The following is a 26,453-nucleotide window of genomic DNA, read 5'->3' as shown; positions in this document are numbered from 1 at the left end:
AAACTGGAGAGCTTTTCCTTCGCTGCATGTCAAACGATCACTGCGTGCAAACAACGGTATTTCCCGAATGCGTACCGCGTGATCCCAGCCCTTAGGCGAGAAACGCACTGAGGAGCAATGCATGGCCTTCTGGCACATCTCGCGGAACGTGAAAGCTTCATTCCGCTTAAGGTCCACGCACTGTCCTTCTCGTGCGTTGTGATCCCCGGTGCCCGTGCCAGAAACATGCCATAGCGTCAGTTCATCGAAATACGGGTCGTAGCATCCAATGAGAACCGCGGAATCATAGATGGAAACTAGCCCCATGACGGTGTCAAGCGTTTCATATGGGGCAGCAATGACTACAGGCATTCCCGGACCCCAGCCATTTCGCCGTAAATGAGCCTGGGCATGCGATGAAGTTAAAAGATTCCCAAGTTCCTCAGCCGTATGCGAACGCAATTCTTGGTGAAGCATCGTTCTTCCTCTTGGTTAGACGGAGTCGATGAGACCCAGTAACCTCGCATTGCCCTAAAACGCCAGTGCCGAGCCTTCGACTACTCCGATATCTGAAGCACTTCGCATCGTAGAACGCCAATATCCTCCGTAGCGCGAACGATCTATAATTCACAGCTTTCGAACATGGGGCACGACTTCCAAAGAGCGGGCGCGTGCGCTCTACAAGGTGAGCCATGGCAGTACGACGTCTCCCATGAGCGATGGGAAATCTCACTTGATTCGCGGCTGGGCCTACACCGAGAGCCTAGTTTCAATGTTTTGGAGAGCTCGTCCTCGACCTTCCCGCTTTCCACTTCTCTATTGGCCAAGAGGCGATAGCCAGCAGTGACGGTCTATATAGAGAAAGCAGCGAACGCCTTGTTAAACGACGGAGAACGGGGAAGCATCGCGGCAGTTACCCGAGGGGGCCCCGACCGGGTGCCCCATACAGCGACTCATTAATCTGATCGATCATTTCTTGCACCTGGTGGACCTTGCTCTGCCATTGTTTATCGTTCTCACGGGCGTGCGGGCCCACTACTTCAGCGTTTAGCTCAATGAGTTCAATGAAGTGATCCCGGTACGCACAGAGCGCAGCAACGAGCTCATCGACCTGCTCATCATCCAATTGAATGCTCAGCAATGACTTACGCATGGTACCAACTCCCTTCTGCCGATCCCTCAGGGGTGCATCCGATCTTCGGTTCGGACGCACCCCATCAACTGCTGCGTGGAATTTCTTTCTTCAGTAGATCCTTTCCGAGGGTGCGCCCGGTCTTCGGTTCGGGCGCACCCGGTTAGCCACTCTGTTGAGGTTCTCCATCAAGGCTCACGGTTTATCGGAGGCGAGCGGGAGTAAACCCTTGCAGGTTCGAGGCTGCGTACCGACCCTTCACTTACTCGGCTATCGTTCTGTCCTTCCGGACACCGCTGACTGGGCCGCGGAACACCGTCGAGCGCGGTGCGTAGATGCGCTCGCGGCGGCTGGTCCTGACGTGGTGCCGTGGATAACTCGAGCTCGTATATGGCCAGAAGCAACTCGTCATCAATGACCAACGGTTGGAACACCGGATCAATGAGGGCAGACATGACACATCATCTCCGCGCATTCCCCGCAGGGGCATCCTTGACTAGCTGGTTAATTCCTTGGGGTCTTTCCCGCCGCGGTTGACAGCCACCTGAATCCGGCGTGGTTTGGCACTTTCGGCCACGGCGATATCCAATCTCAGCACACCATCGGCATACGAGGCTTGGATGCTCTCGGTATCCAGATGCTCCCCGAGCACCAGCTCACGGGTGAAGTGGCCCCACAGTCTTTCCGAACCGGTAACATGCTGGCGGCCTTCGGGCTTGGCGCGTTCCGCCCGAATGGTCAGGATGTTCTTTTCCACGGCCATGTCGATCTTGTCGGCTTCGATCCCTGGAAGATCAAACTCAGCATGGAAGCCGGTCTCGTCCCGCCATGCCTCCATCGGCATCCGGTGGACGGGCTCGGAGCTGAGCTGGGTGTTGAAAGCACGCTGTACCAAGCGGTCAAAATCGCGAAGTACCTCGGTCTGCATCATCTGAACTCATTCCTTTCTGGTGTGACACTCTATGATGGTGCAATTCACTTTCCGTTAGATCTATACCTAACGATGTAGATTTTATAGCATGGAGATCCGAGAAGATGCAAGCTACTCAAGGTAAAAAATGACAAAAAATCCTGCACAACCAGAAGCTGCCATCAAAACGCATTCCATTGCTACCGCCGCGCAGAGTGTGGGGGTAAGCGTCCAAACCGTCAGGCTTTACGAGTTGCGTGGTTTGATCACCCCCGCGCGGACCAGCGGCGGTACTCGCAGGTACCGTGCGGATGATCTAGCCCGGCTGAGGCAAATTTCTGACCTCATCGAGCGGGGCGTGAATTTGGCTGGTATTGGCATTATCTTGGAACTGGAAGCCGAAAATGACGGGTTGCGGGAGAAGCTTGCCGCTCGCCCGCGGCGCCAACGCATGGACTGAATTTCCACCACTTGCTCCGCCGGTGGCTGTCGGCTGGCACCCCGTGCCGGGCGCCACCGAACTGGTCGAAGAATTCATAAAAATTGACTCAATCGGTGGTGCCTGGCCGGGTCGATGAACCTGCCTTCATCTTGTCCGCACAAGCCCGGGACAGAGCGGCATGCGGCAACGGTGCGCTAATTCAGCCGCGCATAACCGGGTTCTGGCTCACCAAAGGTATGAATGAGACCGTTGGCTGGACAGGTCATGAGCCAGAACGGGTTAATGAGGTGATTACCTGCTATTGACTGCGCAGGCTGGTGTCGATCAACGTTGGTGGGTTGATAGAGGATAGCGTGCAACTGTGGTGTTCTGAGATTGCATTATTGTGCAGGACGGGATGCGGTGGGCGACAGCCGTGTGTTTCCAGAATTTAACGCGGAATTCCGTGATGCCCGTGGATGAAAGGTCTTCGAAAAAATCTCCCATGGTGCGTCCATCCACGGATACTTTCGCTATCTTGAGGGCAGGTTGCGGGGTGGTGACATGCAGCATCTGCAACTCGTCCGTCTGCGAATCGAGCATTGCCACCAGTGCTGCGCGTCCATGGATTGAAACCATCCCCATCGCATCAGTGAGTGATTCGGCTGGTTGGGTCATGACGATCGGCATTCCGGGAGCCCATCCATATTTTGATAGATGGGCTCTACCCTCACGGGTGGCGAGAAAATCGGCGACTCTGACTGCGGTCTTGGTTCTGGCGATTCGACCTGGCATTGAAGATACTTCCCTTTCTTGCACTGCTCACGAAAATAATGACGTAGTGATAGGAAAACTTTGCTAACTAAGCTTCGGGGCTGGTCCTCCCTTGTGCCGCCGCTTCTGGTCGGACGGCGGACTGTTCTGGGTTTTAGGCCATGTTTAAATCCGTCGGGGACTCGCCAGTTGCGATTTCTAAGCCGCTAGTGGGGGTTAGCGTGGGGGTGGAGAAGGGATGATCCAGCCAATTTGTCGGGTGTGCAACCTCATCAAGCGGCGAGGGGGCTGCGGCCAAGCTCTCGTGGCCAGCGACGGCAAATTGCAAGTTCCGCACCTCGAATTGGATGCCAAGGAACTTCTCCATCTGCGGCAGGAGAGCATCATTGACGTACTGCATCAGCTCGGAAACGTGCTCTTCGCTTTTCGCAGTGCAGGCCACATTGACGACCAGCTCATCTGGAGATCCCGTGATAGTGCAAATTGCTGAATGCACCGAGTCTTTGCGCTGGCATTGCTGGGATCCAAAAGATGCGATTTTCTGCATCCTTGCCCTCCACGCTTTCGCTTGGTGCGTGGCTGTTTCTACAGGAACTGCTAAGGACTCTTTCATCTTTCACTCCGGTTGTGTAGCTGTTTCGTAGTAGAATATATGTAGATAAGCTAACTATTAGCTACGTTACATTATATTTTTTCTGGTAGGCAAGCTGAGCCTCATTCGAGAGGGCGAAGGGAAGCCGGGAATCACGAGCCTCGTGTTTGTCTCCAGCGGGAGGAGTTCTCATGAGCAGTTATAGGGCAAGTGGGTATTGGTACGACAAGGGAACCTCAGTTCCAGGAGCTGTGGACCTGTTGAATCTTATGCGCAGATTCCGCGAAGCAGAACGAAAGATGAGGGCCCAAACCCGCAACTCAATGGGGATGAATGAGACCGATATGTCCGCATTGCGCTTCCTGCTCGCCGAGCATCGCAAAGGGGTGATTCCCCGGCAACGCGATTTCGCCGAGGAGCTGGGGATTTCACACGCGTCAATCTCTGTGCTGATCGACAGGTTATGTAGGGATGGGTACGCGGAACGTATTGTGCATCCTTCTGATCGTCGGTCCGTTGGCATTATTCCGACCCAATATAGTGACACCGAGGTGCGCGGAACCCTGCATGAGATGCATGAGCGCATGATGGACGCCGTGAACATGCTATCTGAACGCGAGCGTATTGCCGCGGCCAAATTTCTGGAAGCTATGATCCGCAGTGTCGAGATCGCTGATCGCCCGACAGAACCCCCCGCCCCAAAAGGTACTCAATCGTCCGGGCTAGCAGAAGGCGCTATTCCTTCTATCCAGCCGGATAACGCATAGGATTCCTCGGGCCTAATGGCCGCGTTCGCTGGCTCAATCCCTAGTGTTTTGCTTGGCATGGTCTCGGCGAGAATTTCTGTAGCTTGTGTACCAGAGTATTCCCAGACGAGAGCTGAGGGTTTTGTATTCAGTTCCTGATGAAAACCTTGTGGCTGGTGGCGCGCACAGCGCGGGGGCGTAAGTTGGAAGCATTGTGAAAGTAGTTAGCCTCTCAAGCAAGTTAGGGTGATTCGAATGCCTCGGAAGCATCTTAATGTCAGTGTCAGCCACGACGAGTTCGAAGACCTCAATAACGCATTGGAAGACCACCGTGATGGTTTCAAGAGGATGGCTGAGGAGGCGGAAAATGGTTTCGGTTTAGACCCCGCATATTGGGCAGGCAGGGCCCACGAGGTCGAGGGGCTTCGTAAGTCGATGCATGAACACAGCACTGAGGAGTTCGAGGGGGACGAAGTTTGCTCCACGGAAGCGGAGGAGTGCAAGGACTCTGCTCCGGCACGGGATCAGGATTCGATGCCTGGTTCCCAAGCATGAGAAGCAATACCTGGGCTGCACGAGGGCATCCTAGGTAATTGCTGCTTCTGTCTTCCTCGGGAAATGCAGGAAGGCAGGGGCTATGCTTACTCATTCCCTCAATCGATACCGGCCTGCAGGTACTTGGGGTGACGGTGGGCAAATCTGTACCCCTTGCCCTGGCCCCGTCACCGGCGGGTAGGGGCGACAAGTTGGAGACCTGGCGAATATTCTGGGAACTTATAACCAGCACCCCTCATAAGGGCATCCATCTTTGCGTACGTGCTATCCGTGCATCGGGCTCACCATTGCTTTAGAAGCCCTTCGAGTCCGTGTCCAAGCCCTGATTTCTGCATTGAGAAGTGGGGTCGGGCACCGTGGCGACGCGTTCTGGGCTCAACGGGTTGCCGAGGTGCAATGGTTGCCCAACCCGGTGCATCTCATGGCATTGGGTGGGAATCCTTGGACTGCCCAGCAAGAATGGCAGCAATGCACGGCAACGAAGGGTATTCGGAGGTTGCCGCCAAACAGGGGTCAAGGATGGTACGCGGGCTAAAGCACGGCCGAGAGAGTTGGCCCTTCTGGGTCGGTTCCAATGAAACTTTGCTGCCGGACTGCTTTGCGGATCACGGGGAAACAGAGCGAGTGGCCGGGATTTCTAGAACGGCCCGGCCGTTACTGTAGGCATGACCGATAACTGGCCTTGATGCCTTGGGTGCTCATAGCTGCCGCATGCTGCTTTACCGCTCAGGTCGAGGCTACGCGCCGAAGCGATGGGCGTAAGTTATGCTCTCGCTGGACGGGCCGAACACAGGAACCGGGTGGGTCACTGAGCTAGCGTCCCAATATTTAGCTCGGAAGGTGACTAATCCGTTCTTTTCGGCACGGTCGAAAAGGTCTTGGATCTGAGTCGAGTCTCTCTCGACCTCAACTGCGCGCAGGGCGGAGTTGGGGGTGGAAATATACAAGAATTTCAGCACGTCGAGCTGGTTATCAAGCATGGCTACTAGTGCCGGGCGACCGTGCATGGAGACCAGGCCCATGACGTCGTTGATCGGTTCCGTGGGGACAGCCATGACGATCGGCATTCCCTGTACCCAGCCGTGGTCTGCTAGGTGACGGCGCCCCTCGCGAGAACCGAGGATTTCGCTCACGCGTTCCGCGGTCTTGGTTCGTGCGATACGTCCTGGCATTTGTACTACCTCCACTGTGCTCTTGAGTCTTCCGAGTGATCCCCATCAGCTTGGAACAAGTCACTATGTACGCCGGCTACCTTTCATCCTGCCTGCATATGGTGTCATTTATACCCTAGGAGATTAGAAGTAACAGGGATAGTTGCTTCACTAACGATGAATAAAAGCACATGTCAAACTGTTAAAGCATGGTGTCAAAACTTCTTCGCGGATCATTCAAAGACCGGGGGAGGCAAAAAGATGTCTCCATATAATATCTAGTCAATCCGGCTTTTAAGTTTAGACTGTGCCTATCGTTGGGGGAGTGAACCCTACTGATCCTGCAAAGGGCAAATCTTCTCAGGAATTGCGGAGCTTAAAGGAGATGTAACCCCTCGTAATCTGATTGTTATAAGGATTTGAAGGGTCGCGCCAGTCGTTTCGAGAGGCTCCGGTAGAGCGGAGGGAATTCATTGGTGCGACCCAGCGGGGTCAGCACGCAATATGTAGCGGTGCAAGCCGTCGTTCTGCGCCCAAGTTTTCTAGTCCCCGCAGATTGTCGTGTGCCGCCGGTTGCGCGACGCTGGATTCCCTGGCACCAACAACACCGTCAGCAACAGCGGCAAGACCGGTCCCAAGAAGGGCAAGCTAACCATGAAGCAAGCAGAAACTGCCCGGCTGAAGAAGCAGTTGGCGAGCAGTGCGTAGAAGCTGGCCGCCACGCAGGTCACCGTGGAGATCGGGAAAAGCATATGCGCTCTTGGAGTAAATATGAAAAGAGCTCGGGTTCCAGGGAGATGTGCGCAGCCTGCTCGACCGCGCCTACTAGTACCTGGCTGGAGACGGGACGCCCACCCGACAAGCCAGCGCCGTGGCATGCCAAAAATGCCGCTGTCAATCGAGCCAGCGGCATTTCGGTTGCGATGTGCGGCCGCTGCTAGCTGGACACTGGCGTATTCGACATCGGCGACGGCATTCCCCGGAACCTTCCGGGGAATGCCGTCGTTGCCTGGCGGGTCGCTAGTCGTCGCGCACGGGGCGTGAAGGCCCCGGCATTGACGCGGGAGCCTGAAGCTCCAGCTCCACCAGGGCGCCGCCGTGGTTGGACAGTTTCATCGCAGCGCCCATGGCCTGCGCCTGTCCGCTGGCGATGGTCAATCCCAAACCGATGCCGCCGCCCTTGGATGCGAAACGCTCCGGACCGGTTTCGAGGATGCCCTGCGGAAAACCTGTGCCGTGGTCGAGGACGCTGATGGACCTGCCGCGGGTGCCGATGACGATGGCCCCGGTGCCATGGATCGAGGCGTTGCTGATCAGGTTTTCCAGGATGCGCTCAAGACGCTTGGACTCAACCAGCACCGTGCTGCCGCCGGCCTGCAGCCGCAGCTCGAGGTTTGCGCACTGCTCGGGGCGCCGTTCACGGATCCGCCCGATGATTTCGGCGACGCAGGAATCCAGTTCCAGCTCGGAGAGCCGGGCCGATTCCACCTGGGACTCCAACCGCGAGACCTCCAGCAGGTCCTCGACGAGGCTGCGCAGCTTGGCGACCCGGTCCTGGACAAGCTGCGTGGGGCGCGACTCGGGAAGCAGGCTGGCGGCGGTGACCAGCCCGGTCAGCGGGGTGCGCAGCTCATGGGCAAGATCGGCGGAGAAACGCTGCTCGGCGGCGATTTTTGCATTCAGCTTCTGGGCCATGGCGTCCACGGCCTCGGCGAACTGGTCAACCTCGTCCTTGCCGCCGAAGGGTTTGCCGATCGCGTCTTCCACCAGCACCCGGCGCTGCCCGGAGGCGATGGCGCGCGCCGCCTGGGAACCCTTGGACAGCCTGAGCACCAGACGCGAAACAATGAGCGTGCCGAATGCCGACACCAGCACCAGCGTCGCGATGCCGGCCCAGATCAGGGCGGTGTCAACGCTGTGCCGCATCTGCTGGCTGTTGGCCCAGGACACCGACAGGGACAGGACCGCCGGCTGGGTGCCCAGGTTGACCGGTGCGGCCGCATAGACGACGTCCTGGCCCTCCAGCTTCGCGCGGTACGTGATGTAGTGGCCGGCCACGGCGGCGTCCCGGGCTTCGGCCGGCAGCTGCGGGTCGTTGACCGTGGCGCCCAGGATGCTGATGCCGGTCTCGTCCAGGATCCGCACCGCCTGCTTCAGCGAACTGGTGGCTTCGTCGCGCAATCGCTGTTCCTCGGTGATCGTGATCATCTGGCGCACCAGCAGAGCCGAGACGACCAGGGTCAGCAGGACCGACAGGATGGTCATCCCGGTGATTTTCCAGCGCAGGCTCATGACGGGTCATCCTGCAGGCGGTAGCCGAAACCGCGAACGGTCTCGATGCGGGACGCGCCGATCTTCCGGCGCAGCCGCTGCACATGGACGTCGATGACACGGTGGTCGGCATCCCAGGTGTAACCCCAGACGTCGGAGAGGATGTCGCTGCGTGACACGACCACCCCCGGGTCCTCGCTGAGCATCAGCAAGATCTTCATCTCGGTCGGAGTCAGGTGGATCTCACGCTCGTCCAGCGCCACCACGAGCCGGTGCGGATCAATGTCCAGCCGCTCCGGTCCCCGCACGGGGTCTTCGCGAGGGCCGTCGTCAAACGGCCGCATCGCGGTGCGCCGCAGCACCGCCCGCAGGCGGGCATCGAGCACCTGCAGGTCGAAGGGCTTGGCCAGATAGTCATCCGCTCCGGCATCCAGCCCGGTGACCATGTCCAGGCCGTCGCCGCGCGCCGAGAGCATGATGACCGGTACGTCGCTGAAGCCGCGCAGCTGGCGGCAGACCTGGGTACCATTCATCGTCGGCAGCATCACGTCCAGGAGGACAGCATCCACCGGGTCCTCCTGCTGCAGCCGCCGGAAGAGCTCCAGTCCTTCCAGGCCGTCCTCGGCGCCGAGGACGTGGTAGCCCAGCCGTTCAAGGCCGATGCCCGTGGCCTCACGGATGACAGCGTCGTCCTCGATCATCAGGATGCGGATCCCCGGGGCCCTCACTGCTCGGCCCCCTGCTCCTGGGTCGGATCGAAGGGGCTGGAGAAGGAGTCGCCCTGGACAAAGTGCCCGTCCTGGTAGCGGAACATGCGTACCGACCAGCCCGAGGGGCAGCACATGGGGTCGTCGGGTTTGTAGACCGCTTCCTGCGCGACAAGGCTCCCTTCCTTGCCCGCGCTCAGGTACACGTCGGAGCCGCCGACTGCGAGCGCGACCTGCGGTTTTCCCCGGTCGTCGCGGATGGCGAAGGAGGCGAAGCTGTAGGAGTCCCCGGCGGTGCCCACGGAATAGATCTGGAACTTTTCGCCCGCCGTTTCGTAGCCGGGCAGAGCGATCAGGCATTTGTCGCACTCGGTCAGGTATTCGCGGATGTCCGCTTCGGAGTTCTCCTGGGTGCCCACGGCGCTCAGGTCCGTGGCCAGCAGGACCTCCCGCACTTGCGCGGGGGAGAAGGGCTGTTCCCAGGCCTGCCACTCACTGGTGCTGGGGATGGAGGACTGCGCGGCAGGCGTGGTCGGGGCCGCCGGGGATTCGATCCGCAGCGGCTCGTTCGTGCTGCACGCGCTGGCGCCAAGACACAGCAGCAGTGCGCAGAGCATGCCGAGTGCACGCCTTAAGGCCACGAGGATCCCTTTCGATGGTCTGCTGGAAGTCCGCTGCGTGCGGACCGGCATTGCCAATTATGCCCGTACCTTTCAGCCGCGACGCCTGAAACTGCCGTCGTTCAATCTGTCGATTGTGTAACAAAATCGATGGAATGCCGATAGGCGGTCGGGAGCCGCCCGTCGTTGCGGGTTGGAAACATGGCAACCGTGAATCAACCAGTCTCCCTCGCAGCTTCAACAGCGGGCGCAATCGACCCCGTCGCACAGGCGCCGGCCCGCAACCTTGCCCTGGACGGCCTGCGCGGCATTGCGGTGCTTGCCGTGCTCGCTTACCATTTCTGGCCCGGGGTTTTGCCCGGGGGATTCCTCGGGGTGGACCTGTTTTTCGTCTTGAGCGGGTACCTCATCACCAGCGGCCTGCGCCGGGGTGCGCGAAGCGGTCGATTCCCCGACCTGCGCAGCTTTTTCAGCCGCCGGGCCCGGCGCCTGCTCCCGGCCATGATGCTGGTGCTGGTGGTTTCCACGGCCTTGGCCCTGCTGGCTGCGGGGCAGCTTCCGGCCGGGCTGCGCTGGCAGTGGGTGGGCGCCGTGACCTACACCAGCAACTGGATGCAGATCGCCCAGGGCAGCAGTTATTTCGCCTCGATGGAACCGTTGTATTTCCAGCATTTCTGGTCCCTTGCCGTCGAGGAGCAGTTCTACCTGCTGTGGCCGCTGGTGCTGGCCCTGCTGGCTTGGCTGCTGCGCAGCCGCCGGGCCCTGGCCGGGGGAATCCTGGTCCTGGCCGCGGCCTCCGCGGCGAGCATGGCCTGGGGGTTCGACCCCTCCAAGGACTCAAGCGTGCTGTATTTCGGAACCTGGACGCACGGCTTCGGCCTGCTGCTTGGAGCCGCGGGCGCCGTCCTCGGCGAGCGCAGCGGGTCCGCAGCTGTCGCTGTTCCACGCCGGAAGTGGACATTGATCCAGCTGTCCCAGGTCCTGGTGCTGGTGGCCATGCTGGCCGGATTCCGCCTGCTTCCGGATACTTCTGCCATGGCCTACCGGGGAGGGATGGCGCTTTTCTGCCTACTTGGAACGCTGCTGGTTCTCACGCTGAACATGCCCGGGACCCTGGTCCACTCGCTGCTGAGCCTGAAATTCCTGCGCTGGTGGGGCAGCCGGAGCTACGGGCTGTACCTGTGGCACTGGCCGCTGCTGTTGCTTGCCACAACGGTATTCCCGCCCCAGGCGGCGACCGCTGCGGTGCTGTGCACCATTCCGCTGGTGATTTTGGCTGCCGAATTCTCTTGGCGGTTTGTCGAGGAGCCGATTCTGCGTCACGGTTTCAGAGCCGCCATTGCCGACTGGCACCACCGCGTCGCCGATCGGGTCAAACGGGTGTGGAATGGCGCGACGGGAAGCTTTTCCGCGGTGCTTCCGCTGTTGGCCTTGGTGCTGGTTCCGGCGTGCGCGGTGTCCGTGCTCCTTGCCTCGCCGGCGCACAGCGAGTTGGAGCAGCAGCTGGCCCAGGCGCAGGACGTTTTGGCGGAACAGCAGGAACTCCCGCCGGCGCCTGAAGCGAGCGGTGCCGGGCCAGCGGAGGCAGCCGCTACTGCGCCGCAGCAGGAAGCCCGAAATTCCGATCGCGATCCACAGACCTTCACCGGGAACGATGTCACTGCCTTGGGGGACTCGGTCATGCTCGCCTCGTCGCAGCAGCTGTTGAAGAAGCTGCCGGGAATTTCCATCGAGGCTTCGGTCGGCGCGCAGATCTGGGACGCTCCGGCACGGTTGCGGGAGCTGGAGAACGCTGGCAGGCTGCGCACAGTGGTCGTGCTGGGCCTCGGAACCAACGGGGACCTGCCCGCGGGGACCATGGACGAAGTCCGGCGAATCCTCGGGCCGAAGCGGGAACTGCTGCTGGTCACGGCGTATGCTCCGCGGCCGTGGATCGGCAGCGTCAACAAAAAATTCCGCGCCGTTGCCGAGTCCGACGCCAGAACCCACCTGGTTGACTGGGCCGGAGCCGCGCCGGGGGTTGGCGATATTGCCCGGGACGCAATCCACCCCGGCCCCCAAGGCAGCGCCGCCTACGGGACACTGCTCTTCGAGGCGGTGGCGAAGCTGTGAGGCCGGAGCGAGCAGGCCAGTTGCTGCGTCATGCGCGGCGGGAAAAGAGTTCGCGGGCGTAGGCTGGGAAATGTAGCATTCATCCCCGGATTCTGCCGGGTCACGAAAGGTGAGACATGTCGATTGTTGTCATTAATGCCCTGTCGATTCCGGGCGAAGCCGGGCCGGAACTGGAAAAGCGCTTCGCCGCCCGCAAGCATTCCGTTGACCAGGAACCGGGCTTCGAAGGATTCCAGCTGCTTCGACCGGTGAACGGCGAGGACCGCTACTTCGTCTACACCCAGTGGGCCACCCGCGAAGACTTCGAGAACTGGCGCGACAAGCGTTCGGGCGCCGCCCATGCGCACAACGACGGCAAGAAGCCGGTCGCCAGCGGCGCGGACCTGATGGAATTCGAGGTCGTCGAACTCTAGGCACGGCCAGCTGAACTGCGCCCCGGCACCTGACAGTGCCGGGGCGTTTCCCTTTGTCCTGAGGTTTCTTGGCGCGGGCTGGGTTGAGTGGCGCAGGAGGTGACTGCGCAAAACCCCGTGGCTACCCTTGGAGCAACCGCGGGGCCGCTGGCGCCCCGTACCTGCTGGTCCCAGGGACCGTATAACAAGGGAGAAGCTCGTGAAGCTGGTAGTTGTCGGGGCAGGACTTGCGGGGTTGCGGGCAGCCGGGGTGGCCCTCGGGCAAGGGCACGACGTCACCGTGCTGGAAGCCGCAGACCGGGTTGGCGGCCGGGTGGCCACCGAGATCATTGACGGATTCCGTTGCGACCGCGGGTTCCAGCTGCTGAACCCGAGCTATCCGGACGCCAAGCGCGCCGTGTCGCTGCGCCACCTGGACCTGCAGCCCTTCGGCAAGGGGGTGGCGCTGCGCGGGGAGTCCTCGCTGGAAGTGCTGGCCGATCCCTTCCGCCACCCGTCCCATGCCGCGCAGCTGCTCGGCGGAACCGTGGGAGCGCGGGATATCCCGGCGGTCCTGCGGTGGATCCGCATCGCCGGCAACCCGTCGCTCACGCTGCGCCAATCCATCGACCAGGCAGGGTTCTCCGCCCCCTTCCGGGAGGTGATCGAGAAGTTCTTCTCCGGGGTCGTGGCCGATCCCCAGCTGCGGGCGCCAGCCACGCTGGCCCGCCTCTTGTCGTGGTATTTCGCCGTCGGAAGGCCCTCACTGCCAGCCCAGGGCATGGCGGCCCTTGCGCACCAGCTGGCCGAACCGCTGCACGAGCACATCCAGCTGTCGACTCCCGTAGAGTCCGTTGCCGTGGACGGACCCGGCCGGGTGCGGGTGCTTTGCGCCTCCGGACGCGAACTGGCAGCGGAGCACGTCATCATCGCCGCCGGGCCGCAGCACAGCGCTCGGCTGTCCGGGCAGCCTGAACCGCCCATGAATTCGCTGACCACCTGGTGGTTTGCGGCGCCGCGCCGCCCCTCGACGCTGCCCTTCCTGCATCTGGACGTGCGGGACGGCGCGCTGCTCACCCATGCGGCGGTGATCTCCAATATCGCGCCGTCCTACGCTCCGGCCGGCTGGCACCTGGTGCAGGCCACCGCCGTCGGGGAACACGGGCTGGACGAGAGCACGGCGCTGGAGCAGGCGGCTGAAATGCTCGGCGAGAAGCGCCCCCAGTGGCGGCTGCTGGTGCGCCACGACATCCCGGAGGCCCTGCCGGCCCTGGCACCGGGCCGAGAGCTGCTGCAAACCAATCTGCCCGGGGTCACCCTGGCCGGGGACACCACCCAGCCGTCGATCCAGGGCGCCCTGGCCAGCGGGAGGTCCGCGGCGGGGACGGCGGACCGGGCCTGAACCCCAGTCAGGACCCATCGGGCAAACTCTGCCAGGTCACGGCCAGTCGGCGCAGAGCGCAGATTTGAGCTGGCTGTGAGCCGGCAGGGGATCTGGCAAACTCTTGCAAATCTGGCCTTTCCGGCTTACGGCATCCAGCATAATTAATATTCAAATATTTGGATCGGAGGAAGACGTTCCGATCGGAAGGGAATGATGGACGCTTCAGGCGACAGTAGATGTCACAGGCCTAACCCTCTGCCCGGCAAGGATGCCGTACAGACGCATTGCGGCAGGGGGTGTAAATAATGGAGTGGATATCATTGCTGCTGGCCGTCATCCTGATACTGGGATGCGGACTGTTCGTGGCGGCCGAATTCTCCCTGATCACGGTCAACCGCACCCAGGTCAAGCAGGCCGCGGATGCCGGAGACCGCAGGGCCGCCGGCGTGCTGAAGGGCATGAGCACCCTGTCCACGCAGCTGTCCGGCGCGCAGCTGGGCATCACCCTGACTAACCTGGGCATCGGCTTCCTGGCCGAGCCTGCCATCGCGGCCCTGGTGGTCGGCCCGCTGCAGGATGCGGGCCTGGATCCGACGCTGGCGCGCTCGGTGTCCGTGGCCATCGCCCTGGTCCTGGCCACCATCCTGACCATGGTTTTCGGCGAGCTGGTGCCCAAGAACCTGGCCATCGCCAAGCCCTTCGCCACCGCCAAGGCCGTGGTGGGCTTCCAACGAGGATTCAGCACCGTAACCAAGCCGTTGCTGCTGTTCTTCAACGGCAACGCCAACTGGATCGTGCGCCGCTTCGGCATCGAGCCACAGGAAGAACTGGCCTCGACCCGCTCTTCCGAGGAACTGGTGGCGCTGGTGGGCCACTCGGCCCGCAAAGGCGTGCTGCCCTCGCAGACCGCCGAGCTGATGCGCCGCACCGTGGCCTTCGGCAACCGGCGCGGCCACGACGCCATGACCCCGCGCTCGCGCATGGTCAGCATCGCCGCCGAGCAGACCGTGCAGGAAGTGCTCCAGCTCGCGGCCGAGACCGGCCACTCGCGATTCCCGATCCTCAGCGACGACGGCCGCCAGGTCGACGGCCTGGTGCGCATCCGCACCCTGCTGGCTGTGCCCTACGAGCAGCGTAAGACCGCCGCGGTGGGCACCCTGGCCGAGGACGCCACGCTGGTTCCCGACACCGTGGAACTGGACGAGCTCATGGACCAGCTGCGCCGCCAGGATTTGCAGATGGCCGTGCTGATCGACGAGACCGGCGATATCGCCGGACTGCTGACCCTTGAGGACCTCGTGGAGGAAATCGTCGGCGAAGTGCGCGACGAGCACGACCCGGAAGACGGCACCGTCACTGTGCTGGGCGAGAACTCGTGGATCCTGGATGCCGCCCTGCGCCCCGATGAAGCCAACGAACTAGTCGGCTGCCAGATCCCGCGCGACGCGGACTACGAAACCCTGGCAGGCCTCGTGACTTTGCAGCTGGGCAAGCTCGGCGAAGTCGGCGACCAGGCGACGCTGGTGGTCCCGGGCCTTCCGGGGCAGCCCGAAAAGGAACTGAGCTTCACGGTGGTTGAAATGGATGGTTCGAGGATCGCCGCGGTGGAACTGACCGCGGTGGAGCTGGACGAACAGGAGCAGGAGCGATGAGCGAGTTGACCGGAATCATCGTGACCGTGCTGTTGCTGGCGGCCAACTTCTACTTTGTCGGCGCCGAGTTCGCGCTGATCTCCGCCCGCCGGAGCATCATCGAACCCAAGGCGCAGGCGGGCAGCCGCAGTGCCAAGATGACGCTGTGGGCCATCGAGAATGTCTCCCTGGTGATGGCCGGCGCGCAGCTGGGCATCACCGTCTGCTCCCTGGCGCTGGGCTACGTGACCAAGCCCCTGGTGAAGTACGCGGTGGCCGGGCCGTTCGAGGCCATGGGCATCCCGGTGTCGTGGATCGATCCGCTGTCCTATGCCATCGCCCTGATCCTGGTGACCTACCTGCACGTGGTGCTGGCTGAAATGGTGCCGAAGAACATGGCCCTGGCCGGACCGGAGCGCATGGCGCTGATCCTAGGCCCGAGCATGGTGGTGCTGGTGAAGATCCTGCGCCCGGTGTTGTGGACCATGAACGCGCTGGGCAACCTGTTCCTGCGCCTGCTGGGCGTAACCCCGAAGAACGAGGTGGCCAGCGCATTCACCCGTGACGAGGTGGCGGACATGGTGGCGGAGTCGCGCTCCGGCGGGCTGCTGGATGACCATGACGAGCAGCTGCTGATGGGTGCGCTGAACTTCGATGCGCACAGCATCGACTCGGTGGCCATAGACTTCGACAAGGTCCGCACCCTGCCGCGCAGCAGCACAGTAGCCCAGGTGGAACAGGCCGCGGCGCAGGGCTTCTCCCGCTTCCCGCTGATTCAGGACGGAAACCCGGTGGGCTACGTGCATATTAAGGACGTGCTGGGACGCGGCGCCGCCGAACGCTCCAAGGTGCTGGAGCAGGATGCGGTGCGTGCCTTGCCGGAGTTCACCGCCCAGCAGTCGGTGCGCACGGCCCTGCAGCAGATGCAGAGCAGCGGCGCCCACCTTGCGCTGGTGAAGGACACCGCCTCCGGCAAAGTCACCGGCATCGTGACCCTGGAGGACATGCTGGCCGAGCTCGTGGGGCAGGTCCGCAAAGAAACTCGGGTGGCCGGTTCCTAGGCACCACGGGCCTTCGGAGAATATGGAGGGGACCGATTCACCATGAATCGGTCCCCTCCTGCTGTATCACGTCGATCCTGAACGCGCCTGCCACGGAGCGCAACTTGTCAGTGGCCAGCCGCGCAGGCGGAAAGGCACAAGACATGCGGGAATGCACAGACGTCGACTTTCCCGCTGACCGCCCGGGTTCCTCAGGTTCCAGTTTCGGACAAACCAGTCCTGTGTCGGCATCGTTGCACTCCTCGGCGGAATTCCAAGCCCCGGTGGACTGGCCAATCGCCGGGCTGTTTTTCGGACGAATCTGTTGGCGAGGCAAGACACGATTCCCATCCGTTGATCGAGCTGACTCGGCCGGCGGCGCCGCAGGCAACGGTCCAGATGTTGCACGGACGATGAGCCGTAGGTGCTTTCCGCGCGATCCGGTCCTGGGCAGGCAGACGGGGTGGACAAGTTTCCTCAGTTCCTTCGGCCAATGCACAGGGATGATGCGGATGTTTCCGTTCAGCTACGCCAGTAAACCATGACCGGCCGGCTGGCCATCGAGATAAGCTCCCTGCCGGTATCGGGCGCCGGGATGGGTCAGGGGAAGGCGGGCGTTTCCGGATCCGAAAATGCGCTCGCGCAGGGTGTGCCCCGGGGTGTACCCCTCGTCGAGCCGGCCACGCCGCCGCAATTCGGGAATCACCAGTTCACCGAAGTCCCTGGCCGTATCGAATGAGTGGTACTGGCGGAGATTGATGCCGTCGATCCCGTCCTCATCCAGCCAGCGCTCGATCTCGTCGCAGACCACCTTCGGGGTACCGACCACGAAATACCGTTCATTCCGTCCTGCGCGCAGCTGTTCGACCAGCTGCCCGGCGGTGGTCCCCGGGGCGAGACTGGAAGCCAAGGGGGAATCCAGCTTTCCCTCACTAGCCAGGATTTGGTGGACCGGCGTGGCCGCAGGGTAGGCGGTGGGATCGATGGCAAATCCGCCGTGGGCCAGAATGCCGTCTATGGAAGTCAGCGAACGGTATTCATCCCATTTGCGCTGCGCTTCTGCTTCGGTCCGCCCCACGATCACGCCGGCCTGCACAATGCACTTCACCGTTTCGGGGCCGCGGCCCTGCTGTGCTGCGGCCGCCTTGATCCGTCCGGAATTGGTCCGAAAATCTGCAGCACTGCGCCCGCCGGTGAACACCACCTCAGCATGGGATCCCGCGAATTTGATACCTGCCGGTGAACCGGTGGCTTGGAACAGCACCGGGGTGCGCTGCCGCGACGGGGCAACCAGATGGGGGCCAGCCACCGAATAGTGCTCTCCCACATGGTTGATGTACCGAACCTTGTCCGGATCCGAATAGATGCGCCTGGCCCGGTCGTTGAGAACGGCCTCGTCATCCCAGGACCCTTCCCACAGCTTGTACAACACCTGCAGGTACTCATCGGCCATTTGGTATCGGGTATCGTGTTCTATCTGTTCGTCCAACCCGAAATTCCGGGCTGCGTTGGACAGATAGGAAGTCACGATATTCCATCCGAAGCGGCCGCTGGTCAGGTGGTCCAAGGTGGAAGCGCGTCGGGCGAAAGCGAATGGCGGCTCGTACGTGGTGGAGTAGGTGGCGCCGAAACCGACATGCTGTGTCACTGCGGCCATGGCTGGGATGACGCTGAGCGGGTCCAGGTTAGGGATCTGCAATCCTTCCCTAATGGCTGTTTCCGGACCGCCGCGGAAGTCGTCGTAGGCCCCGATGACATCGGCCAGGAAGATCGCATCGAACCCGGCTTCTTCAGCGACCTGCGCCAGTTCCAGCCAGTACTCCAGCTCTGCGGTGCGGTGGCGGTTGTTGCCCTCCAACACCCATAATCCGTGAGTAATATGGCTGACGCAGGCCATCTCGAAGAGGTTGACGACCAGTTGTTTCTTTCCGGCACTCATGACCCGGCCTCCGCGAGTTGCTGCGCTTCGCGGCCCTTGGCGATGAAATGGACGTCGTCGGCACGTTCCCCGTGGACCCGGACGGCCAGCGTATCGAGGGTGGCCAGGGAATCGTTGGACAGGGAATTGCCCAGCGCCGCAAGGTTCTCATCGATTCTCGCGGCACTGCGGGTGCCGGGGATCGGTACGATGCCCAAGCCGAGTTCCAGGCCTCGTGACGCCAGCCAGGCGAGCGCCACCTGCGCATTGGTGAGCCGTTCGGACGCCGCGACCGCGGTAATCGTGGCCAGCAAGTCGAGGTTCTTTTCCAGATGTCCAGGGGAAAAACGCGGGAAATTGCGTCGGGCATCGGCCTCGGCAAGTTGCCGGGGATCCTGGACTTGCCCGCTGATGAATCCGCGTCCCAGCGGCGCGTAGGCCACGAATCCGACACCCAAGCGGCGGGCGGCGGGGAGCAACTGGTCTTCCACGTCTCGGCTGAACAGGGAGTACTCGCTTTGCACCGCAGTGATCGGATGGACCAGATGGGCGCGCTGCAGTTCCTGGCTGGTTACTTCTGACAGGCCGATATGCTTGATCTTCCCGGCCTGGACCAGCTCGGAGAAGGCACCGACCGTTTCTTCGATGGGAACCCGTGGATCGACTCGATGATAGTAGTACAAGTCCACTTCGTCGACGCCCAGCCGGGACAGGCTTTCGTCGATGCTGCGGTGGATATGAGCCGGGTCGCCCTGGGCCTTGGGCGCACCGGGTGCCGCGTGCGGAAGGATGCCGGTTTTGGTCGCCAGGACCACTTCGTCGCGGCGGTGCTTGAGGACCTTGGCGAGCAGCCGCTCGTTGTGCCCGTCGCCGTAGACGTTGGCCGTATCAAGCAGGGTGATGCCCGCGTCGATGGCGTGGTTCACGGTCTGCAGGGATTGCTTTTCGTCGGCAGTGCCGTAGGAGTGGCTCAGCCCCATGGCCCCGAAGCCCTGGGACGAGACGACCAGACCATGTCCAAGCTGGACCTGCGGCAGTGTTGCGCGGAGTGCGCTCATGGAAATTATCCCCTTCGAAGGATCTTGCGTGAGAGTGCATTGCCGCCCCATTGGGCCAGCTGCACCAGGACAATCAGGAAGATGATGATCACGAACATGACCGTGGAATCAAAGCGTTGGTAGCCGTAGACCATGGCTAGATCGCCTAGGCCGCCTCCGCCCACGATTCCCGCCACCGCGGTGGCATCGATCAGCGCCACCACGATGTAGGTCAGTCCCAGGATCAAGGCGCCCAGTCCTTCCGGAACGACGATGGTGAACAGAATGCGCAATGGCCGAGCCCCCATCGCTCGTCCGGCTTCGATCACCCCCGGATCAACTGCCACCAGGTTGTTCTCGACGATCCTGACAATACTCAACGACGCGACGATCGTCAGCGCGAAGATCGCGGCTTCGGTGCCGATCGTGGTGCCGATGACTGCGCGGGTGAGTGGGCCTATAGCCACGATGAAGATGATGAACGGGATGGGGCGGATGATGTTGATCAGGCTGTTCAAGGCGGCGAATACGAATCGGTTGGCCAGGATATGCCCCGGACGGGTGCTGTAGAGCACCAGCCCGATGAGCAGGCCAAAGACGGTCGCCAGAATCATGGTGACGGTGACCATCTGCAGGGTTTGGAGCGAAGCGGCTCCAATCTTTGGCCAGAGGCTCGACCAATCTGTAGTACCCACGTCATGCCACCTTTCGTGCTGTGGTGATCTGCTGCAGATCGTGGAGTGCCAGGTCGATGTCTTGGCGGCTTCCGAGCAGTTCCACGGTCAGGGAACCGAAGAGTCGGGACTGCAGTTCATTGATGCCGCCATAGACGATGTTGAAATCTACATTGCGAGTGCGGGCAATGCGGGAGAGGAACGGATCTGACGACTCGCGGTCGTGGACCTCGAGCTGCACGAGCTGGCCGCGGTGCACCTTGCGGATGTGCTCGATCGCTTCATCACCCGGATGGTGGTCCAGCACGGACGAGACAAAACGCTGTGAGACCCCTTGCTGGGGATCGGAGAACACCGAGTAGACGCTTCCATGCTCGACCACCCGGCCGTTTTCCATGACCGCGACCTTGTTGCAGATCTTGCGGATGACATCCATTTCGTGGGTGATCAGCAAGATCGTGATGCCGTATTTCTGGTTGACCCGCTGGAGCAAGGCGAGTACTTCGCCGGTGGTCTGCGGGTCCAAGGCGCTGGTGGCTTCATCGCAGATGAGGACCTGCGGGTGATTCGCCAGAGCCCGGGCGATGCCCACCCGCTGTTTCTGACCGCCCGAAAGCTGTTCCGGATAGGACTTGGCCTTGTCTGCGAGGCCCACGAATTCGAGCAACTCTGTGACTCGCTGCTTGGTTTCGGCTTTGGAAGCTCCAGCCAGTCTCAGGGGGTAGGCCACGTTGTGGAACACGTTGCGGGAGAGCAACAAGTTGAACTGCTGGAAGATCATTCCGATTCGTTGCCGGATTCGGCTTAGCTCCTTGCCTCCCAACGCGGCAATGTCTTGCCCATTGACAATGATCTTGCCGCTGGTTGGCAGCTCCAGACCGTTGATGGTGCGCAGGAGGGTCGATTTGCCGGCTCCGGAATACCCCACAACGCCGAAGATATCGCCCTTCTCGATGCTGAGATTTACATCCATGAGGGCATGAACGGCACCGTCCCGGCCGGCGAAAGTCTTGCTGACCTGTTCGAAACGGATGGCCTGCGTGGCGTCCGCGTTCTCAACGCGCGGGGGAGTCAAAATATCACTGCTCGATGTCATCTGCCAGTTCCTCCAGCTCGGCTAGCGTAGTCCTGAGTTTTTCCACGTCGATGTCCACGGTGATGCTGTTGCCTTTGGTTTCCTCGGCGATCGCGTCCTTGACCCGCTGGTCCTGCCACAAGTCGGCGATCTTCGCGTAGGTTTCCGAATCCCTGTCTTCGCCGCGAACCGCCACCACATTCACATATGGAAGCGATGTGTCCGAGTTCGGGTCGTCCAGAGCCAGCGCCTGGTCCTTGGTGATTGAGAGGGCCTTGTCGATGGTGGCAGCGCCCACCACGATGCCGTCAACGTCTGGGTAGACGTTCACCAGCTGTTGGGCCACGATCGGGCTGAAAACAATGTTCTTCTGGTTGTGGGTGATGTCATCCACGGTGGGATAAATGCCGACGTTTTCGTCCAGCTCGATGAGGCCGGCGGCCTGAAGGAGGAACAGCGCGCGTGCGCCATTGGATGGATCGTTGGGGATGGCGAGGGTAGCGCCATCCGGCAGGGAGCTCACGTTGGCATGCTCCTTTGAGTACAGTCCCCACGTGGTGACCTGTGTGGAACCGACTGGTGTGAGGTCCGTGCCCTGAGCGGAGTTGAATGCGGAGAGGAAGGCCAGGTGCTGGAAGGCATTGATGTCGGTCTCCGCATTGACTAGTGCCTGGTTCGGCAACGTCCAGTCGGAGAAGGGCTGCCAGGTAATCTTGATTCCTTTTTCTTTGGCCACCTCGCTGATCACGTCGTTGACTGGTGAGAGTTCTCCGCTGCCGATGCTGACGCTTTGCAGGCCGGCATCCGCCGCCTGGGATTTTCCCCCGCAGGCGGTGAAAAGCAGGGCACCCATGGCCAAGAGCGAGACGGCGGCGAAGCGGGCGGAAATACGGTGCGATTGAGTGGAGCTCATGATGTGTCCTTGTCGACGGTGTTTTCGGAAATAGCTAGGTGCGGGATGCATAGAGTTCAAAGGTTCCGGTCAGCAGGTGCTCGCCGACCAGCCGGGCACGATATTTGGCGGGATTATGGCTGGCAACGGTGCGTGCATTGCGCCAGTGCCGGTCGAGCAGCAAATCGGTGCTGGTTGCTGAAGCTCCCCCGACTTCAAAGATGTCGCTGGCGGTTTCCTGCGCCAGCTTCAAGACCACCTGCTGGGCCTTGAATGCATCCACTACCAGCTGCTCGCCAGTGACGGCCCGGCCGGTGCTGGCGGCGTAGTCGGACAGGTCTCTGGCCACACGAAGTGCCGTGGACTTCGCTGCGTAGGCTTTGGCAGCCGCCTCGCCCACGACGACCTGGACCAGGTCCTCCTTCGCCGGGATGCGTTCTCCGGCCACGGCAAAAGTGCGTTTGCGAGGCTTGACGAACGCGACGGCGTCATTGATAGCGTTTTGTGCAATTCCCGAGGCCACCAGCAGAAGAATGCTCTGGAACAACGCCGTGCGGAAAGCGAGATGCGGGTCAGCGGGGTCAACGACGATGATGTCGGAGGGGTCTACCGGCACCTGATGCAGCGTCAATGATCCCGAACCGGTGAGTTGCTGGCCGAATCCGTCCCAGTCATCCTGGATTGATACCCCGGGATGATCCGCACGGACCAGTACTCCATAACGCTCTCCGTCACGGGCAGCGCTCAACGAAATCCAGTCGGAGTAGATGCTGCCGGTGGTGTAGTATTTTGTCCCGCTCACCGTAAAATCCGTTCCGGTCCGGCTCAGCGCGGTCGTGATCTCGGTTAGCGTGTTTCGCTCGGACGCGGCATTGCCGATGAGAGCTCCGTCGGCGATGCGGTGTAGCCACCGGGATCGGTGCGGCCCGTCTTCCTGCAACAGCAGGCTTTCCACCTGTACGATGTGGCCTCGAAGCAGATGTGCCACGTTGGAATCCAAGGATGCCAGCTCCAAGAAAAGCTCGAGGAACACATCGAGAGCGACTCCGCCTCCACCGAACTCGCGGGGGACTCGAAGTGAAGTGAATCCGGCTTTCTGCAAGGAGCGGACCTGGTCGTATGGCAACACATGGTTGCGTTCACGTTCCAGGACGTCCTGGCCAATTGACTCAAACAGCGGGGAGAACCGCGCTGCAAGTGAACCAAAATCGGTACCCGGCAACAAATCCTTCGTGTTCAAATCGGTCGTCATGGTGCCCTTTCAAGAAGCTGTAGAAGTGTGAATCATCAGGATTGACATTAGAAGGCGCAAGCTTCTGAATGCACGGCGCGTTTCTCACTTCGACCACTGAGGTCACGCTCTGTTATGGATAGACAATTGACGTCATTTTTTCAGTTGGTTATGAGTTGTTAGTCTCTCTGGAGAAATCAGAAATAAACATTTCCTAATACTCTGTCTTCTGAATTGACCTCGGTGGGAGGACCAAGAGGCGCAAAATCTAGTCGGGGATGGTCGGCCTGACTTGAACTACTCAAGGACTTGGCGGCTTCCGCGACATATCTGCGCGCAAGCGAAGCCTTGCGAGTAGTCGAACAGCATGGATCCCTCCGCGCACTGATGCCGGAAGCTCTGTGCCGACCCACCTGCCTCGGCGTGGCAGAAGGCGACAAGTGAGGTCTTTCCGAGGCGCGCGCCGACGAGAATCTGGTCCTGAGTGCCAAGGTGGGCCTGGAAGTTCCCGAAACAGGATCGACACTTGCCGCTAGGTGCTGTTCATTCTCCGCTGCAGTGTCAGAACGGACGGCGTTGGTGCGTTGACATGATTTGAACGGTACGTGGTGAAGTGACCGGGAAGGAACCGCAGCGTTGCTCATTGGTGTTCTGAAAGTTGTTCTCGCTGGTCCTGAATATCAGGGCCGTCAGCGTCGTCGTGGAAGGAGACATGGGAAGTTGCAGCCAGTTCTTGGACACCAGCCGCTTCCATGTACGTAGCGACACAAAAATTGTCTGGACACCTCGCCATGTGTTTTTCTATCGCGTGAATCCTGAATGCATCCAGTTAGCCAGGCTTCTTCATGAATCTATGGATCTTCCGCGGCAGATACGCTTCTAAAAAGAAGCGACCCTAGGCACTTGAGCAATGCTGTGCCCAATTGCAAAATGATGAAGGCGTCCATCCGGCCACAACTCCGGATGAACGCCTTCAAGTATGTACCAGCCTGATCTACCGCGCCTGCCGGTGGATCGACTTGTAGCTCAGGTACGCGGCCAGGCCTTCCGGCCCGTACTCGGTGCCGAGCCCCGAATCGTGCCGCCCGCCGAAGGGCGCAGCATGGTTGGAGGCGAAGAAGTTCACCCCGACGCTGCCGGTGTCCATGCGCTCGGCCACGGACAGGGCATGTTCCTCGTCCGCGCCGAACACCAGGCCGCCCAAGCCGAACTCGGTGTTGTTGGCCAGGGAGACTGCTTCGTCCTCGGAAGAATACTTCAGCACCGTGATGACCGGACCGAAGATTTCCTCGCGCGAGATCGCCATGTCCGGGGTGACGTCAGCGAAGACCGTGGGCTGGATGAAGAACCCGTCCGCCAGGTCTCCGGCCAGCTGCGCCGTGGCGCCGCCGGTGACCGCGCGGGCGCCTTCGGCATGGCCGGCTTCCAGGTAGCCCAGCACCGTCTGGTACTGGCTGCGGTTGGCCGAGGGGCCGAAGACCGTGGCAGGATCCAGCGGGTCGCCCTGCGGGGCCTCGGCAATGGTGGAGGCCACCACGTCCACCACTTCGTCATAGCGTTCGGCCGGTGCCAGGATGCGGGTGGAGATGTAGCAGGTCTGCCCGGTGTTGCGCATGCAGGAACGGATCAGCCTCGAACCGAGCAGGCCCAGGTCCGCATCCGGCAGCACCAGCGCGCTGGACTTGCCGCCCAGTTCCAGGGTGACCGGGCGCAGCAGCTCGCCGCAGGCCGCGGCGATTTTGCGGCCCACCGGGGTGGACCCGGTGAATGCCACCTTGGAGACCAGCGGGTGGCGCACCAGCTCATCGCCCAGCCGCCCCGGACCGGTGACCAGGTTGGCCACGCCCGCAGGGACCCCGGCGGTGTCCAGTGCATCCATGATGATGCGGAAGGACAGCGGGGTGGGGGAGGCAGGCTTCATGACCACGGTGCAGCCCGCCAGCAATGCCGGGGCCAGCTTGATGACCATCAGGTTGATCGGGAAGTTCCACGGGGCGATCAGCGCGCAGACGCCCACCGGGTCGCGGCGCACCAGCGACTCTCCGGCCCCATTGGGGAACGGACGGAGGTCCTCCCTCTCCAGCAGCGGGGTCAGCGAGGCGAAGTACCGGAAGATGCCCGCGGCATTCGCCGCGGCCCCGCCGGTTTCGGAGACCGGCGAGCCGTTCTCCAGCGTATTGGTCAGCGACAGTTCGGCGGCCCGAAGCTCGATTTCCGCGGCGATGCGCAGCAGCAGCTCGGCCCGCTCGGAAGGGGAAGTTCCCTTCCACGGCGCCGAATGCAGCGCGTGGTGGGCGGCGCGGACCGCGGCGTCCACGTCCTGTGCGTCGCCGGAGGGGACCGAACCCCACACGGCGCCGGTGGCCGGGTCGGTGACCTCGATGCGGCCGGTGCCCCGCGATCGCGTCCACCCGCCGCCGATGAAGTGCGTGTCCACATGGCGGTAGGGCAGCACCAGTTCCTCGCGCCGGGCCGCGGCGCCTGCCCGCGTGCTCATCGCAGCACCGCCGTGCGCAGCAGGGCCCGGGAGCGGGCCAGGTCTGCGGTGGCCATGTCCACCGCTGCCTGCGTGATCAGCTCGGGAATGATCTCGGTTTCCAGCCGGTCGGTGTAGGCGGCCGGATCCTGCCCGAACCAGCCCGAGGCCAGCGCGATGCCGGCGTGGTCGAAACGCCACAGCCGGTCCGCGTCGCGCATCAGCGCGTCCTCCAGGGTGTAGGCGTTCGGGCGGGTGTCGTGCCCGTCGATGATCGTGCAGACCTCGTCGATGAACTGCTCGTCGTAGCCCAGGGCGGGCAGCACGCGGCGGGCCACCAGGCAGCCCTCGCGTTCGTGCTCGTAGCGGATATCCGCGGTGCGCCACTCGCCGCGGAAGCCGTCGGAGATGATCTTCTCCTGGTCCACATGCGCCCAGCCGGTGTCGTGCAGCAGCGTGGCGACCAGCACCAGGGTGCGGTCCGCTTCCGGGTGCGCGTCGCACAGCCGGCGGGCGAAGGACAGGGAGATGGGCAGGTGGATGTCGTTGCCGCGGGCGCGGGTCTCGGGGACCACCGCCGCCCACAGGGCCTCCAGCTGGCCGTCCGCGTGGTTGTCCAGGGCAATGGGGCCGGTGTTGATGGGGCCCGTGGCCGGCAGCGGCCGGGCGTCGTTCAGGGTTGTCATGGTGTCCTCAGGCCTATCAAGTCGTGGGAAATCGGCGTTGTGGGGAA

The 26,453-nt window shown here is 61.8% G+C and carries 23 protein-coding genes; 7 read left to right on the top strand and 16 right to left on the bottom strand.

Annotated features, from left to right (window positions below; all coding sequences use genetic code 11):
* Window positions 1-892: 892 nt before the first annotated feature.
* Window positions 893-1,132: a hypothetical protein gene (locus JQN66_RS15930; protein ID WP_204675892.1), complete on the bottom strand. Its 240-nt coding sequence runs from the start codon at window positions 1,130-1,132 to the stop codon at window positions 893-895.
* A gap of 475 nt (window positions 1,133-1,607) precedes the next feature.
* Window positions 1,608-2,042, bottom strand: a complete 435-nt coding sequence (locus JQN66_RS15925) for an Hsp20/alpha crystallin family protein (protein WP_188948144.1) — start codon at window positions 2,040-2,042, stop codon at window positions 1,608-1,610.
* A 127-nt stretch (window positions 2,043-2,169) separates the two neighbouring features.
* Between JQN66_RS15925 and JQN66_RS15920 the strand changes: the two genes are divergently transcribed.
* The gene (locus JQN66_RS15920) at window positions 2,170-2,481 is read left to right on the top strand and encodes a MerR family transcriptional regulator (protein WP_204675891.1); all 312 of its coding nucleotides are present in this window, start codon (window positions 2,170-2,172) and stop codon (window positions 2,479-2,481) included.
* Window positions 2,482-2,787: 306 nt separating this feature from the next.
* On the opposite strand, the gene JQN66_RS15915 is transcribed toward JQN66_RS15920, so the two are convergent.
* Both JQN66_RS15915 and JQN66_RS15910 read right to left on the bottom strand, forming a co-directional pair.
* A complete protein-coding gene (locus JQN66_RS15915; protein WP_239464059.1) occupies window positions 2,788-3,132 on the bottom strand; it encodes a hypothetical protein in 345 nt (114 codons plus the stop codon).
* Between the two features lie 238 nt (window positions 3,133-3,370).
* The gene (locus JQN66_RS15910; RefSeq protein WP_204675889.1) at window positions 3,371-3,763 is read right to left on the bottom strand and encodes a hypothetical protein; all 393 of its coding nucleotides are present in this window, start codon (window positions 3,761-3,763) and stop codon (window positions 3,371-3,373) included.
* Window positions 3,764-4,059: 296 nt separating this feature from the next.
* On the opposite strand from JQN66_RS15910, the gene JQN66_RS15905 reads away from it, so the two are divergent.
* Complete coding sequence (locus JQN66_RS15905) at window positions 4,060-4,575, top strand: MarR family winged helix-turn-helix transcriptional regulator (protein WP_239464058.1); 516 nt, start codon at window positions 4,060-4,062, stop codon at window positions 4,573-4,575.
* Between the two features lie 1,271 nt (window positions 4,576-5,846).
* Here the strand turns inward: JQN66_RS15905 and JQN66_RS15900 are convergent.
* The 4 genes from JQN66_RS15900 to JQN66_RS15885 all read right to left on the bottom strand — a co-directional run bounded on the left by JQN66_RS15900 (window position 5,847) and on the right by JQN66_RS15885 (window position 9,855).
* A complete protein-coding gene (locus JQN66_RS15900) occupies window positions 5,847-6,242 on the bottom strand; it encodes a hypothetical protein (RefSeq protein ID WP_239464057.1) in 396 nt (131 codons plus the stop codon).
* 1,038 nt (window positions 6,243-7,280) lie between these two features.
* Window positions 7,281-8,552 carry a histidine kinase dimerization/phospho-acceptor domain-containing protein gene (locus tag JQN66_RS15895; protein ID WP_204675886.1) on the bottom strand — a complete coding sequence of 424 codons (1,272 nt, stop codon included), beginning with the start codon at window positions 8,550-8,552 and terminating at the stop codon, window positions 7,281-7,283.
* Window positions 8,549-9,232 (bottom strand): response regulator transcription factor, encoded by a 684-nt coding sequence (locus JQN66_RS15890; RefSeq protein ID WP_204675885.1) that lies wholly within the window; start codon window positions 9,230-9,232, stop codon window positions 8,549-8,551. Before JQN66_RS15890 ends, JQN66_RS15895 begins: the two co-directional genes overlap by 4 nt.
* Window positions 9,233-9,255: 23 nt before the next feature.
* Window positions 9,256-9,855: a hypothetical protein gene (locus JQN66_RS15885; RefSeq protein WP_188950156.1), complete on the bottom strand. Its 600-nt coding sequence runs from the start codon at window positions 9,853-9,855 to the stop codon at window positions 9,256-9,258.
* Window positions 9,856-10,059: 204 nt separating this feature from the next.
* Here JQN66_RS15885 and JQN66_RS15880 point away from each other — a divergent pair, with 204 nt between their 5' ends.
* The 5 genes from JQN66_RS15880 (at window position 10,060) to JQN66_RS15860 (ending at window position 16,438) form a co-directional block, all read left to right on the top strand.
* The gene (locus JQN66_RS15880) at window positions 10,060-11,970 is read left to right on the top strand and encodes an acyltransferase family protein (protein WP_204675884.1); all 1,911 of its coding nucleotides are present in this window, start codon (window positions 10,060-10,062) and stop codon (window positions 11,968-11,970) included.
* Window positions 11,971-12,086: 116 nt separating this feature from the next.
* Window positions 12,087-12,383 carry an antibiotic biosynthesis monooxygenase family protein gene (locus JQN66_RS15875; protein WP_204675883.1) on the top strand — a complete coding sequence of 99 codons (297 nt, stop codon included), beginning with the start codon at window positions 12,087-12,089 and terminating at the stop codon, window positions 12,381-12,383.
* Between the two features lie 199 nt (window positions 12,384-12,582).
* Window positions 12,583-13,764, top strand: coding sequence for an NAD(P)/FAD-dependent oxidoreductase (locus tag JQN66_RS18625; RefSeq protein ID WP_275439040.1), 1,182 nt, complete (start codon window positions 12,583-12,585; stop codon window positions 13,762-13,764).
* Window positions 13,765-14,051: 287 nt separating this feature from the next.
* On the top strand, window positions 14,052-15,398 hold the full coding sequence (locus JQN66_RS15865) for a hemolysin family protein (RefSeq protein WP_204675882.1): 1,347 nt from the start codon (window positions 14,052-14,054) through the stop codon (window positions 15,396-15,398).
* Complete coding sequence (locus tag JQN66_RS15860) at window positions 15,395-16,438, top strand: hemolysin family protein (RefSeq protein ID WP_204675881.1); 1,044 nt, start codon at window positions 15,395-15,397, stop codon at window positions 16,436-16,438. Before JQN66_RS15865 ends, JQN66_RS15860 begins: the two co-directional genes overlap by 4 nt.
* A 505-nt stretch (window positions 16,439-16,943) precedes the next feature.
* Here JQN66_RS15860 and JQN66_RS15855 read toward each other — a convergent pair.
* The 8 genes from JQN66_RS15855 to JQN66_RS15820 form a co-directional block, all read right to left on the bottom strand.
* Complete coding sequence (locus JQN66_RS15855; protein ID WP_204675880.1) at window positions 16,944-18,356, bottom strand: NtaA/DmoA family FMN-dependent monooxygenase; 1,413 nt, start codon at window positions 18,354-18,356, stop codon at window positions 16,944-16,946.
* Window positions 18,353-19,393 (bottom strand): aldo/keto reductase, encoded by a 1,041-nt coding sequence (locus tag JQN66_RS15850; protein ID WP_204675879.1) that lies wholly within the window; start codon window positions 19,391-19,393, stop codon window positions 18,353-18,355. The genes JQN66_RS15855 and JQN66_RS15850 overlap by 4 nt, the downstream gene beginning before the upstream one ends.
* 5 nt (window positions 19,394-19,398) lie before the next feature.
* Window positions 19,399-20,067, bottom strand: a complete 669-nt coding sequence (locus JQN66_RS15845; RefSeq protein WP_239464056.1) for a methionine ABC transporter permease — start codon at window positions 20,065-20,067, stop codon at window positions 19,399-19,401.
* Between the two features lies 1 nt (window position 20,068).
* Window positions 20,069-21,142, bottom strand: coding sequence for a methionine ABC transporter ATP-binding protein (locus JQN66_RS15840; RefSeq protein ID WP_204675878.1), 1,074 nt, complete (start codon window positions 21,140-21,142; stop codon window positions 20,069-20,071).
* Entirely contained in the window at window positions 21,126-22,034 is a 909-nt protein-coding gene (locus JQN66_RS15835; protein ID WP_204675877.1) for a MetQ/NlpA family ABC transporter substrate-binding protein, read from the bottom strand. The genes JQN66_RS15840 and JQN66_RS15835 overlap by 17 nt, the downstream gene beginning before the upstream one ends.
* A 34-nt stretch (window positions 22,035-22,068) precedes the next feature.
* Complete coding sequence (locus tag JQN66_RS15830) at window positions 22,069-23,265, bottom strand: acyl-CoA dehydrogenase family protein (RefSeq protein ID WP_204675876.1); 1,197 nt, start codon at window positions 23,263-23,265, stop codon at window positions 22,069-22,071.
* Between the two features lie 973 nt (window positions 23,266-24,238).
* Window positions 24,239-25,741, bottom strand: coding sequence for an aldehyde dehydrogenase family protein (locus JQN66_RS15825; RefSeq protein ID WP_204675875.1), 1,503 nt, complete (start codon window positions 25,739-25,741; stop codon window positions 24,239-24,241).
* A complete protein-coding gene (locus JQN66_RS15820; RefSeq protein WP_204675874.1) occupies window positions 25,738-26,406 on the bottom strand; it encodes an HD domain-containing protein in 669 nt (222 codons plus the stop codon). Before JQN66_RS15820 ends, JQN66_RS15825 begins: the two co-directional genes overlap by 4 nt.
* Window positions 26,407-26,453 lie beyond the last annotated feature (47 nt).

This window comes from Glutamicibacter protophormiae (assembly GCF_016894325.1).
Lineage (GTDB): Bacteria > Actinomycetota > Actinomycetes > Actinomycetales > Micrococcaceae > Glutamicibacter > Glutamicibacter protophormiae.
This window is presented reverse-complemented; position numbering and strand designations above follow the sequence as displayed.

What these genes read in the sequence shown, in the direction of transcription:
- JQN66_RS15930 (WP_204675892.1), bottom strand. Translation starts at nt 1,132, where the DNA reads ATGCGTAAGTCATTGCTGAGCATTCAATTGGATGATGAGCAGGTCGAT.
- JQN66_RS15925 (WP_188948144.1), bottom strand. Translation starts at nt 2,042, where the DNA reads ATGATGCAGACCGAGGTACTTCGCGATTTTGACCGCTTGGTACAGCGT.
- JQN66_RS15920 (WP_204675891.1), top strand. Translation starts at nt 2,170, where the DNA reads ATGACAAAAAATCCTGCACAACCAGAAGCTGCCATCAAAACGCATTCC.
- JQN66_RS15915 (WP_239464059.1), bottom strand. Translation starts at nt 3,132, where the DNA reads ATGCCGATCGTCATGACCCAACCAGCCGAATCACTCACTGATGCGATG.
- JQN66_RS15910 (WP_204675889.1), bottom strand. Translation starts at nt 3,763, where the DNA reads ATGCAGAAAATCGCATCTTTTGGATCCCAGCAATGCCAGCGCAAAGAC.
- JQN66_RS15895 (WP_204675886.1), bottom strand. Translation starts at nt 8,552, where the DNA reads ATGAGCCTGCGCTGGAAAATCACCGGGATGACCATCCTGTCGGTCCTG.
- JQN66_RS15890 (WP_204675885.1), bottom strand. Translation starts at nt 9,232, where the DNA reads ATGATCGAGGACGACGCTGTCATCCGTGAGGCCACGGGCATCGGCCTT.
- JQN66_RS15885 (WP_188950156.1), bottom strand. Translation starts at nt 9,855, where the DNA reads ATGCTCTGCGCACTGCTGCTGTGTCTTGGCGCCAGCGCGTGCAGCACG.
- JQN66_RS15880 (WP_204675884.1), top strand. Translation starts at nt 10,060, where the DNA reads ATGGCAACCGTGAATCAACCAGTCTCCCTCGCAGCTTCAACAGCGGGC.
- JQN66_RS15875 (WP_204675883.1), top strand. Translation starts at nt 12,087, where the DNA reads ATGTCGATTGTTGTCATTAATGCCCTGTCGATTCCGGGCGAAGCCGGG.
- JQN66_RS15865 (WP_204675882.1), top strand. Translation starts at nt 14,052, where the DNA reads ATGGAGTGGATATCATTGCTGCTGGCCGTCATCCTGATACTGGGATGC.
- JQN66_RS15860 (WP_204675881.1), top strand. Translation starts at nt 15,395, where the DNA reads ATGAGCGAGTTGACCGGAATCATCGTGACCGTGCTGTTGCTGGCGGCC.
- JQN66_RS15855 (WP_204675880.1), bottom strand. Translation starts at nt 18,356, where the DNA reads ATGAGTGCCGGAAAGAAACAACTGGTCGTCAACCTCTTCGAGATGGCC.
- JQN66_RS15850 (WP_204675879.1), bottom strand. Translation starts at nt 19,393, where the DNA reads ATGAGCGCACTCCGCGCAACACTGCCGCAGGTCCAGCTTGGACATGGT.
- JQN66_RS15840 (WP_204675878.1), bottom strand. Translation starts at nt 21,142, where the DNA reads ATGACATCGAGCAGTGATATTTTGACTCCCCCGCGCGTTGAGAACGCG.
- JQN66_RS15835 (WP_204675877.1), bottom strand. Translation starts at nt 22,034, where the DNA reads ATGAGCTCCACTCAATCGCACCGTATTTCCGCCCGCTTCGCCGCCGTC.
- JQN66_RS15830 (WP_204675876.1), bottom strand. Translation starts at nt 23,265, where the DNA reads ATGACGACCGATTTGAACACGAAGGATTTGTTGCCGGGTACCGATTTT.
- JQN66_RS15825 (WP_204675875.1), bottom strand. Translation starts at nt 25,741, where the DNA reads ATGAGCACGCGGGCAGGCGCCGCGGCCCGGCGCGAGGAACTGGTGCTG.
- JQN66_RS15820 (WP_204675874.1), bottom strand. Translation starts at nt 26,406, where the DNA reads ATGACAACCCTGAACGACGCCCGGCCGCTGCCGGCCACGGGCCCCATC.